Annotated in this window: 4 protein-coding genes; all 4 read right to left on the reverse strand. The window is 50.7% G+C overall.

The genetic code is table 11. The annotated features are described in order from the left end of the window. Positions 1 to 157: 157 nt before the first annotated feature. A complete protein-coding gene (locus tag GC178_16630) occupies positions 158 to 10963 on the reverse strand; it encodes a hypothetical protein (GenBank protein ID MBI1289194.1) in 10806 nt (3601 codons plus the stop codon). Between the two features lie 19 nt (positions 10964 to 10982). Beyond that, complete coding sequence (locus GC178_16635) at positions 10983 to 11444, reverse strand: hypothetical protein (GenBank protein MBI1289195.1); 462 nt, start codon at positions 11442 to 11444, stop codon at positions 10983 to 10985. A gap of 194 nt (positions 11445 to 11638) precedes the next feature. Then, positions 11639 to 12181, reverse strand: a complete 543-nt coding sequence (locus GC178_16640) for a Pathogenesis-related transcriptional factor and ERF protein (GenBank protein ID MBI1289196.1) — start codon at positions 12179 to 12181, stop codon at positions 11639 to 11641. 126 nt (positions 12182 to 12307) lie between these two features. Beyond that, the gene (locus GC178_16645; protein MBI1289197.1) at positions 12308 to 12508 is read right to left on the reverse strand and encodes a hypothetical protein; all 201 of its coding nucleotides are present in this window, start codon (positions 12506 to 12508) and stop codon (positions 12308 to 12310) included. Positions 12509 to 12517 lie beyond the last annotated feature (9 nt).

Genomic DNA, 12517 nt, shown 5'->3' on the forward strand with positions numbered 1-12517 from the left:
AAAACCATTTGTAGTACCTGTTGAACGGGAGTCATGTAACCCTCGTATAGTGTCCCACGGTAGTCCATCTCTATTCTGAGTCTGACCAGAATAGTTTGTGTCACACCTAACCAACAATATAAAAATGACCGCAATCATTAATTGTTTCAGCCTTTGATCATGGCGCTGGAATAGTAAATCCTTCATCTAAAGTGTCTATTTCGAGTATGATTGTTCCTTTAAGGCTTTTCCTTCGAAAATCCTTAAGTTGACCGCTAGTCACGATCGTAGTGTCACCTATTTCTCCAGTCTCTGAATCTATAACAAGCATTGCATGTTTAACCAATCCATTTTTACTTGAGTAAATAATAATCACACGCTCAATTTCCGGCTGCTCTTCAACAACATTTTCCAGAATTTGCTCCATGAAATCAGGGGCCACCTCAATTGCCTTTTCTAACATTTCATTGGAGAGATTTGCCTGCTCAAAGAAGCTTTTCAGAACCTTTATTGCCCACTCCGGGTCTCTTTGATGAGGCCCGGATTTGTACCACTTGAAGGCCTCATCTACTGCTCCAGATATTTTTGCTGCAGAATATGCCATATCGAGAACAGCCTTGAGTTCATCGATACTTGTGATGCGATCAAACTTGACCTCCTTAGAATATTCTGGATCGTTGGCTGGCACTGGCTCTTCTGTAACAAACATTGATCCATGCCTGTAGTTTATTATTCTTCGTTGGTTAAGCAGTTCAATATTTAGATCTAATAGAGTATTGTCCTGATAAGCAGGAAATATGGCCACATGATCACCGTCCATTACCTGAGGTCTTAGAACATCAGCACCTATATTTTGACTCATATCCGGTGTGATACTGCTGTAATTCCAATTGAAATAACTGTCCGTAGCATGTCCTCCTCCCGATTCTGATGAATTGGAAGGCGTTGAGCTGATCGATGGAGGGGGTGCGCCTCCACTTCCGCTCATGCATGGACACGGATCCATTGTTGTGGCCGGACACGGACACGAACCATCACCACCTCCAGCGGTAACCCCACCTGTCGGGTCAATATTGCTGAGTGGATTGTTCGCCATTGCCAAAAAGGGTGAATGGAATTGAAGCATAGGATCCACATTATGGAATCTCCCCAACCTTCCGTCATAGGTCCTCAGATCGAAACTGACCCATTTCAAATTGCGGTCCCTTTCCGCGAATTCTCCTTGATAGCCATAAGAAGCGGCTCCATCGGAGGATAACAGCCCCCTACCTGGCATTTCCATACCGAACGGATAGTAATCGGTGGCACTCAACAATTCCGCGGCCCCGTTCGCATCAGAGCGGTACTCCACCCGCACATTGCCCAAATGATCCGTCAACTGGTACCGGATCTCATCATCCACACGGCTGTAAAAGCCGATCTTGTCAAGTCCTACAATTGAATAGTCCTGTTCTTCAGGACCGGCTCCTCCTCCAGATTCATCAGTTCGGGTCTCCATCAGATTTCCAAAAGCATCTCGCAAATAGTGGGTCTTTGTCATCCAAGCTCCGCTATTGTCATAGTCTGTCTTTTTGATCCTGAACCCTCTTTCATCATAAAGATACGATGCTTTGTGAATCGTATGAGAGGCATCCCACCATACGGTTGTCGGCTTTCCTGTAAAATCATATTCCACAAAATTCTTTTCGCTGTTATCTGCATCTCCGATAAGGCGTCCCACGGCATCATACGCGTAATTTCCTGTGGCTTGAGTTGATTTGATGTCTTGGAATATTGCCTGCATTCCCCCATCGACAAAGTCTGTGCCCGAATCATCCACATGATCGAGCTTATTCGTTCCCGCAGTATAGTTGTACTCAAAACGGTCCATTGCCAAATAGCTTCCGTACGCATTACGGTCCAAGGTGAGTAGATTCCCGTTCTTGTCATACGTGATGTTCGACACCAGGTAGTTTTCATTGGCATCAGAGGTGAAGTTCGGGGCCGGAAGTTCCTGCAATGGTGTGCCGACCGATTGAGAAATGCCATCGAAATATATCACCCTGCCCGGAATGGTTGAGGCCACGGTGAAGGCAAGTCCATTCTCATCCGAAGTGGGCTCATAATCCCCGAACGTGGCTGATGTCAGCCATCTTCGCCAATCATATTCATAGGCATACATGTTCTGCTTGCCGCTGGATGTCAGGTCCATGCCCGTATAGGCGGTATTCCAGCGGGCACTCCGTATAAGCCCCGAATGCCGTTCCATATCCGATGCATCTCCCCAATTGATGTTCGTTCCCCGTCTACGGTAATCAGAGCTGAAGTAATCCAAGGTCATTCCGAACAGATCCGTACTGAGTCCATTGGCAATTCCGTCCTTTCCCGGATCCACGAACCTTGCTGTTCCGGAATACCCCAAGTTTGGGGAGTTGATGCTTTTCAACCATCCGTTGATGGTGTACACGTAATCCACCCCTTGCAGGTCTTGCCCCTTGACCTGACGTTTGAGCGGACCATGCAGGTAGTATTCATAGGTGGCCTGAACCTCCGAACTGCCTCCATCAACTGACGTCCGAACCTCCGTCAATCTCTGGTCGTGATCATACTTAAGAGAATGGGCGAAACTTTCGGACTGAGACGTGCCATGTTTATATGTCACCGTCTCAAGGTTTCCGTAATCCGTGTATACATATTCAGCAATCGTGTATTCGTCCAGATCCACGTTATACTGAACCGTCCAATCCATCTTGCCATCATACAGATAACTGTACCATGTCACATTTTCATCATTCCATGTTTTGGAAACATGGCCTCTGAGGTTTTCCTGAGCCTCATGACCGGAAATAGGAAATGGATAGTATTGGCTGGAGTTGTCATCTGGAATGTCATACATGATACGCCTTCTACTGAGGCGATATGCCTCATCAAGGCTTCCTTCATCCAAAATGGTCTTCACAGAAACGTCAAGGGATGCCACAAAATCCAACGATTCCCAGTTCCAGTCATCGTTCTCAAACTTGAACCCACCGAAATTGCTTCCACTACCATCCCCTGCAAGGCTGTCACTCTTGTAATCATATTCCCCAATTTCGATAGGTCTTCCTGCCGCGTCATAGTCGATATACGAATACCTTCGTTCACTTGGCTTTCTTTGGAACGCATCCTCATAAAAACGAAGCTGGCCAGCTGTATTGTACAAAAGCTCAACCCTACCCCTGTCCACATCGTCCGCAGAGATCAGCTGATCCAGTTGATTGTACTCATACACCGAACGGTAATTGGTTGCTGATATGGCAGGAGGAATGTCACTTGGCACGACATGATGATCGGCCACGACCGAATATTGCATGTATTGGTAGTTGCCGAACTGAGGAGCAGTTTCGCTGTTGGACCATGACGTCTCATACGGGGCCCTGACCCATAGATCAAGCAGATTCACATAGATCCCATCTGGATAGTTTTCCAATTCATCATCACTAATGGTCATTCCAAAATCGACAAGCGATGATGAGAAATCGAAATATCGGTTACATTGACAATCCCTGTACAAAGTCGCATACACGTAATGGGTCGGTGTTTGACCTGATTGATAAATGCCATCCTCATTGAGGTGATAATAGGTTGCGCCACTCTTTCCCATTACCTCAAACTCAAGCCTGTATTCGGCCATTATGGTCTCTGGAATACCAGCGCAAGGGTCGGAAACGCCTGGCTCACTTCCGCAGGAAGGTCCGGAATCGACACCTGTTTCCCCACAGTCCTGAACATGATTTATACAATGCCCAACACATTGATTCTCTAATTGATACACCAGCCCTCCGGCCACAGGATCGAACGGGCTCCAACTCCGGTTGTTCTGATCCAGACCATAGGAACCATAATGAGGATCGAAGATCCGATCCAACATTTGACTTCCCTCATTGTCTCGTTGTCGGCTCCATACCACTTCATCCGGCAAGGACAACGGGTCGCAGGGTGGTATGGACGCTCCGAACACATTCAGGCGAAGCGTCACATCATGATCCTGATATGTAGTGGTAGAATACAGATCGGAACCCGAACCATTGACATCGGTGTAGAACCCTTCCACTTCGCTACTGAATGCTGGATTACCAGAGCCATCGAGATAGGTGTCGGTGTTCTCATCATAAATTGGATAAACACCTTCTGCTGTCTCAGTACCGAACTCAAGAGACTCAACCGTATTTTCGCTGATGACCTGACAGTCAATGGCCTCCGGCTGAATGCTACTCTTGAGAAGGTCGGACACCCCGTAATACTCATTCAATGTCCAGTTGCCATAGTCCAATCTGTATTGTACGCTTTGGTCGGGAATCCACCGCCCGGTAGGATCGGAGTAATCCTCAAAATACTGATTCAGATACCCCTCTGTGTATTCATACCAAATTCTCAGAAACAGACTCTTGTGAGCATATTGCCCATAGAAACTTACTGCTCTGGAATGAATGTCCTCATCAAGGTCCCAATCTTCTCCCTCAATAAGCTCTCTGCCTGTTTCCATATCCTTAATATGGTAAATGATATTGCCATTGGCCTGAACACCTCTGCTGCTGTTCAACGGAAGCTTTACATCCTCATTATGAATGATGGGCACATGTATATCGGATTTTCGGGTTCCATTGTACATGATCCTCTTCGTGACAACATGCGTGCATCCTGAATTGATACCGCTGAAGCAAGTTGCCTTCACTCTTCCATATCGATCGGTGTAGGTTATCTTTTCCACACCGTCCGCATCCACCGTCACTTTTTTGGTCACCTGATCTCCGATGTGTCCTCTGTACTCACCACCACTACCAAGATGGAATATCCGGTTTTCATGGTCAGTACCCATTCGGTGATGCTCACCAGCAATTGAAATCCTTTTCACCCGGTTCAAGGGGTCATCAAAATATTCGACCCTACTGTAAGGATACTTGGACGCGGGCACAAATTCCTCCTGTGTATTCGAATTGCTGTAGTAATACCCCAATGACCCCATCCCTCCTTGGTAGACTCCTCTGGGACTATCATCCTCTCCTCCATGAATAACCGTTCCTTCCGAGTAATCCGCTAAGTCAAAATGAGCATATGAATATGGTACTCCATCAGCCGCTTCCATAAAACCATCCTCATAGCAAGAGCTAAGGTTGAAAATGGGAGCTGGAAGTGATTTTAAAGCCTCACGTCCGAAAGCATCAGTAACAGTTTGGATCGCCAGCGTATTGGCCGAGGAGTACTGTCTGATCTGAGTTTGGACAGTCCGTCCCAATTGGTCGAAATAACCTTTCGCCCTATATACGGGAAGACCATTTTCCCCATATAGGTTGATCTGATCATTATTACGCGAATCATCACCGGTACAAGTGATCCAGTAAGGGACAAAGACACCGACAAGCCTGTCCACGTATCCCTTCACGAAAGCCGTATTGATGGTTATCCCTCCCCCTGACAGCGAGTAATAACTGCCGTCCAACGTGGTCTTGGTCTCCGCTTTGGAGTATGCATCGGTCTGTATCAATGCCACATTGCTCACGGAGCCCGTGTTGTCCACATCGAACGACACCTTGGCAAGGATCTCGGACGGATCCCGATGGAACAGCAGTCTTACCTCGGAGGTTCCGCTGCTCGGTAGTTGGATAAGGTATGAACTCTCACTTCCGGTACGGCCCGTTTCATTGAAACCCGGTGCGCGGATGCTCATCATCAACGGCTCCACCGTGTTCTGGACCGTATCGAACCCTGCCGTGGAGACGATCAATGTGGAGTCGACCCTGACCATCACTTGGTCGAAATTCACACAACTGTTGCTGTCATCCACTCGTACGGTGTATAGTTGGTCGAATTCGGGGGTCACAACCGGATTCACCTGACTGGAATCATCCAGTCCGGAGGCCGGTATCCACTCAGTACTGAACGGAGAGGTCCCCCCTGAGATGGTCGGACTTCCCCCCAGATAGCAGCTCGCCCCGAAACCGAGTGAGGTGTCCGGACCGGCATCGACCGTGGGACAGGATCCGTTCGGATCGTTGACGAATATCCTGAACCTTCGGATGCTCAGACACCCGGAGTCACCATGTGTCAGCTCCACATCATAGACATCCGCAAGGTTATAGTCATGGACAAAGTCATACAATGGAAAGCTGTCGGTGGAGGCCGTGACCGTACCATCACCGAGATCCAATTCATAGATGGCATCGGATATGGGGCCGTCCAGATGGAAGGTGATGTTGTCATTGATATCCACGAGATTTGCACCGAACTCCAATTCACTGGTATCCTGCAGCTCATTCCTGAAATGGATCTCACGGGTGACCCGGTCCCAACACAGGCTGTCCCTAGTGACCGTCAGGGTCACCTCATAGGGTCCCTCATCTCCGAATTTGTACTGAGGATTCTGTTCGGTGGAGAAGTTCTCATACCCTGAGTAGGTGGAATGATAGGTCCACAGGTAAGTTGCATCCTCCACATCACCGAACGAGCGGTCGGTGAACCGTGTGGAGTCATCCATACAACTGACCGATGCCTTGAAGTCCGCAATAATACACTCATCTGGGACCATGGTGACCGTGATGGCGATGGTCTGCACCCCTTTGCAGTTCACATCTGTCCAATGGTAGAACTTCACATAATAGACCCCGGCCGTGTCGTAGGAGTAACTGATGGTATCGAAAAGCGCATAGTCGTTGGAGTCATACGTGGTTCCGTCTCCCATGTCCCATGAGAAGCTCTGTCCGGACAGACCGTCACCCACATAGAAGAAGGTCACCGGGTTGTTGGCCTCGACCGTTGTCAGGTTCGACATGAAGTAACTGCTGTCAGGTAGCTGCCGGTCCATGTTCACCGTGTCCATGTAGGTCAGGTCGCAGCCGTTGAGTCCCTGAATATTGAGGGTCACGTAGAACGGCCCGCCACTGACAAAGATGTGGTAGGGATCGGTCAACGAACTGAAGTTGTCCGAACTCGAAAGCGGGTCATCGAAATCCCAAGAGTACACCGCACCGGTCATGTCTCCCGTACTCGCATCGGTGAAGTGGACCGTGTCACCGACACACCCGCTGGTGAAGGAAAATACCGGTAACGGACAGTCCTCATACGGGTCGTACGCACAGTTCAGATCATTCAAGGTGTCCGACCCGAGGGCGAGCTCACCGAACACCACCGTTACAGCATTGGTAAGGGCACCGGAAATGGTGTCTCCGCTGAGGTTCGCCCCCCCAAGATTCACCCACGCTGTGTCTGTGGAACCCCAACCGACAATGACAAGACCTGCCGTGTCCGACACCCCACAGGTCAGACTGTCCCATCCCAAGGTCACATCGGGAACGGACGAGCCGACCTCTCTGGTAAACACCCAATACCCTTTCTCATCGATCGAACTGATGTTCGATTCACGGTATTTGTGCCGATGCCGTCCGTTAGAGTTCCGGTCACGGTACTCGGCCGTAAACTCGTCCGTACTGGAGGAAGGGGCCGTCATGGCAAGTGGACGGTATCTGCCATCATCTCCCAAGGGGAAGGTGAACGCATCGTTGCCGATCTTGGTCACCGGTCCATCCACATGACTCGTATCACTTCCTCCGACAACCGTGATTCCGTCCCTGAGCCTCAGTTCACCGTCTGAGACGCATTTGATGACCCCATCGGTCAAGGACAGTTCCGTGTATACCTCAACGGTGTCCTCCAGAATGACCGCACCTCCGCTCTTGTTCACCTCTGCACGATAGATCCTGTCATCGATCTCATTTTTCCGCTTGATGGCCTGAAAGGCATCCCCAGTAAGAAGTGCCTTGTACCCTGCGGTCGTTCCCCCCATCTGAATGACCTTTCCCGTATCTCCCTCGAAGGTGATGTCACCCTCGAACACGCTGGCGCTGGAGTAGGCCATGATAAGCGACTGAGAAGAGGTATTGGACAGGGTGAGTTTGGATAGGAACGTGTCCGGCTCGGCATAACCCCAGTACTGGTAGTTGCTGTTGCTGCTGGTGGCAATGGTCGCCTCCCCATGGAAGACGTTCGCCTTGTTCAGGTTATTGGTACCCCCTGTCTTCTCAAGGCTCGTGGTGCCATGGAAATCACAATAGGTGACCGGCAGACTCGGACTCTCAATGTCCACATCGCCCCGGAAGGTGGCCCCGTTCAGGGTGATGCTGCGCGAGGTGTTGTGATAGATCAGGTCGGCCGTGATATCAGCATTGCTCTGAACAGTGATACTGGCCGTGTTGTCGATGCCGCTCAGGTCGATGGTACCACTTCCCGTCTGGGTATAGGCATCCAAAGTGAGGACCCCTGAATGGTATCCCTCATCACCGATCCTGAGAAGACCCTCATGGGTGACCGTACCGTTATAAAAGTTGATAAAGCCTGCAGCACTGTCCGTGTTCAGGATGATGTCCCCTCCGAAATGATTGCCCGAAGTGGAATAATAGCCGATATAGAATCCCCGTGAGGTCAACGGCCCGTGATGGTTCAGCGTCACATCATCGGCAAAGTAGTTCCCCGGGCTGACCCCTATATAGAAATAATGGGAGCCTTCCAGGTTGATGGTCATCGGACCGAGCACAGTATCGGCCGCAGTACTTCCTGAACCGAACGCGGCCTGTTCCGAACCCCACTGTGTAACGGTCAAGGAATCTATAAAGTAGTTTCCCCCTGTGGAATAGGTAGCGTTGCGATGGAGCTCAAGGTCCGTCACTCCCTCGAACCGACCGCCCGTTCCCCAACTGTAAAGCTTGGGAATGTTCACTCTTCCCTTGAAATGGCAGTTGCTGGCCAAGGTGGTGTATACGTCCTCTGGGGCGGTCAGATCCCCCTCCAGTTCCAGACCCGACCCCAAGGTCAGTGTGGCATTGTGATCCAACAAGGTCAGATCCATATCCAGTACCGTATCCTGCCTGTAGGACTGCAGGGTCAGCACCCCCGAGTGATAGCCCTCATCCCCGATCAGGAGCCTGCCCGCGTGGGTGGCGGTGCCCAGGTAGAAGTTGATGAACCCCGCAGTACTGTCCGTGTTCAGAATGAGACTGTCGGCAAAATAGGTGGTGGAGGCCGCATTGTTCCCGATGTAGATGCCCCTGCCGCTGTTGGTACCATGATTGTTGATGGTGACCCTGTCCGCAAAGTAGTTTCCGGCCGAATTGTTGGACATGTAAACGTAATGCGAGCCCTCGACATCCAGCACATAGGGCCCCAATACCGTGTCCGGTAACGAAGAGGAGCCAAGATAGAGTTTCCCGCTGCCTGAATAGATGATATGGACAGAATCACTGTACATGTTCCCTCCCGTACCAAGGTCACTCGCACCGGGCACCTCGATGCGCGCAGGGCCGTCATAGACCCCACCGGTGCCCCAGGAAGAGACATTCGGCAGATCGACCGACCCCTTGAAATGACAGTCCGCATTGACCGTTGTTCTGACACCCGGTCCGGCCAGCCCCCCTTCCAATGTCAGTCCCGTGCCCAGTACGAGCAGGGAAGTATTGTCCATGGCACTGAGATCGATGGCATTGGCCGCACTCTGCACATAGACCGCATTGATCGTCAGCGTGCCTGAATGGTATCCGTAACTGCCGATCAGCAGGCTGCCGTCATGGGTGGTCGTCCCTTGGTTGAACAGGACGTTCCCGGCCGTGCTGTCCACATTCAGCGTGATGTCTCCCGCAAAATGGTTCACCGTCCCTGAACTGCCTCCGATATAGATGTGCGAACTGGTGGTGCCGTAATTGTTGATGGTCACATCATCCGCGCAATACATGCCCCCGGCCCCGTTCCCGAGATAGAGGTTCTGCTGGTTGGTCAAGGTGATGGTCACGGGGGCCATGAACGTGTCGGTGGTGGCACTTCCCAGATACTGCGAGTACCCTTGGGCCGAGGCGGCCACAATGGTGGCGGTGTCGGCAAAGTGGTTCCCCCCGGTGGACATGTTGTACTGGGTCATGGTCACATCCACCTTTCCGTCATACACCCCGTTCGAACCCCAACCGATGAGTTTGGGTGCGGTGAGCGTCCCTTTGAAATGACAGTTGGCACCGATGGTGGTGCTCAGGTCGGGGGCGGTCACATCCGCCTCCGCGGTCAGGCCGGGGCCCAGTTGCAAGGTGGCATCATCCTCTAATCCCGACAGGTCCAGGTCGTATGCAGCGGTCTGTCCGTATGCTTCCAGCGTCAGCAGTCCCGAATGATACCCCTGCGCCCCGATAAGAAGCTGACCGTCATGGGTGTTGGTGCCGTCATTGAAGTCGATGTAGCCCGACCCTGTGGTGGCGTTCAGGTAGATGTCCCCTGCAAAATGCGCCCCGCTCGATGAGTTGGAACCGATGGTGATGCCCTGGTTGCTCACCCCACCGTTCACGGTCAGGGTCACATCATCGGCAAAGTAGTTGCCCGCGCCTCCTGCGGCCACGGTGATGTACCCTTGACCCACAGCCTCGATCAGGACAGGGGCGAGGAACGTGTCGGCCACGGCACCTATGTTCAATGCCCCTCCGTTATCGTTCTTCAGTGCCACATAGTCCTCAAAACGGTTGTTGTTCACCGATGCGGTGGATCCGTACGTATGGACGATCGTGACCGAATCGGTGAAAGTGGAGCCACCGACCGAACCGATATTACAGCTCAGGTTCAGCTTGCAGCCCACGCTGACCCCGCTGATACTGGCCGAACCTGTCGTCATCACCAGCTCCCCATTGCTGATCGTTCCTCCATTGAGAGATGAACCCGTGGATACGGTAAGCACATGTCCCCCAAGGTTGAACGTGCCGCTTGTCAGCGTCACGTCATCCAAGGTCCTATCGGTATCCAGTACGGGGTCGTTGGATGTCGAAACGATGGTGATGTCATCACTGCTTCCCGGCACCCCACTGGGCGTCCAGTTCGAGGCTGTGGCAAAGTCGGTGCTGGTGCCTCCGTTCCAGGTGTAGCTGGTCTGGCCGAGTGCCCAGGTGCATGGGAAAAGGAGCAGGGTGACAATGAGTGTCCTCAATGGAAGTGTTCTTCGGTCCATCCGTGTTATTTTCCGGTCATCATTCAGGATAGGTCATGTTCATCAGGCCGATGACCCCGCCCATATTGTTCAGGCCCATGGCCCTGAGTTTGAAATCGGCAAGCCCGGTGAATCGTCCCAGACCAATGTCCACATGCGTGCCGTCCACTGTCACGGAGGTGCCATCGGTATAGCTTTCTGATGAGGTGGTCGGGAAGTTCCCGTCCAGCAGTTCCTTCCCGTCCGTGTTCAGTCCCATCCAGATGGTCACCGATTCCACGGAGGAGTTGGTCAGATCCAACGACAGCACGTAGTTGAACGGAACAGCGCCAAGACCATCGACCGAAATGCCTGCCGTGTCACTCTCCGCATAGACCTTGGAGAGGGTGGCATTGGAACAGAAACTCTGCCCTTGGGACACGAAGGCCACAAGGAGCAGCAGTGGGGTCAATATGATGCGATCGAACACGGGTCGGATGGTTGTTGATTTTTCACCCGACAATATTTCAAAATTTGTTAAATGTTGTTGAAAAAGTTTTCAACAATTTATCATCAATCAGCCCGTCTTATTCAAAATCGGATTGGACGATCTACATAAAACCCGAAATGCAGTAAGTTCACCCACCACACACACAATATGAAGTGTCTAAGTAATCACTCACGTGCATATTACCTCCATGTAAAAGTGTGTCGCTTCTACTGATGATCATCAAATCGATTCAGGCCAACTGTCTCCCCGAAAAGCTCCATTGACTTCCTATTGTATGCCTTGGCAGCTTCCTCTGGAACATCGAAGAATCCCAGATCATATTTCCTTCCATCAGAATACAACACAGCCCTATACTTTCCCCGGTCTATGGTAACCCCTCGGAAACCTGTAGTGGAGCTTCGGTTTTTCATATTCCTACGCAACGTTCCCATAGGAACCCATTCCAGATTTTCAATCGTAGCATTGAGGCAATCACCGTCAATGAACCGCACAAAAAGCTTTTTATCGCTTTTTGGCTTTTCAATGTATTTCTCAGCTATGTATCTGTGCAGGTATATGGTCTCGTATCCCTGAACTCCATCAACATTCCTATATCGCTGGAAAAATGCATATCCATTGGAATGTGCCCGAAGCTTCTTTAGAAAGTCGAACGATGAAAGACGTTCATCGTTCGCTATGTCTTGATACACATTATCATCTACTACCGCATACATGTCTTTGCGGTTCTGAAGTTGAATTTTCCTTACCATGTTCTCTTTATTGTCCCTGATGGAACGTAAAAAAGACGTCAAGGTTCAGAAAGGACTGACATTCCCTTTCCGTTTGTTTGGAACATTCAAATTCCATGAAGCAGCAAACGCCTTGCTTCTGAAATATCAGGCTCCTTCGTTCGGTCTGTCAGTATCTGCCTCGTTATCCTTTTCGGAAGCATATGTTGAAGCCCGTGTACCTGTTTTCGCCCCTGAAGCGTAAATTTTCTTCACTTCCTGGTTTGTCGGTTCCCAGTTCCATTTTGATACAGGCGGAACACTTTCACCGACCAGTGGCTCCATGTAATTTGATGCAAATACTTTCATAGTTATTCT

This window comes from Flavobacteriales bacterium, assembly GCA_016124845.1.
Lineage (GTDB): Bacteria > Bacteroidota > Bacteroidia > UBA10329 > UBA10329 > UBA10329.

What these genes read in the sequence shown, in the direction of transcription:
- GC178_16640 (MBI1289196.1), bottom strand. Translation starts at nt 12,181, where the DNA reads ATGGTAAGGAAAATTCAACTTCAGAACCGCAAAGACATGTATGCGGTA.
- GC178_16645 (MBI1289197.1), bottom strand. Translation starts at nt 12,508, where the DNA reads ATGAAAGTATTTGCATCAAATTACATGGAGCCACTGGTCGGTGAAAGT.
- GC178_16630 (MBI1289194.1), bottom strand. Translation starts at nt 10,963, where the DNA reads ATGGACCGAAGAACACTTCCATTGAGGACACTCATTGTCACCCTGCTC.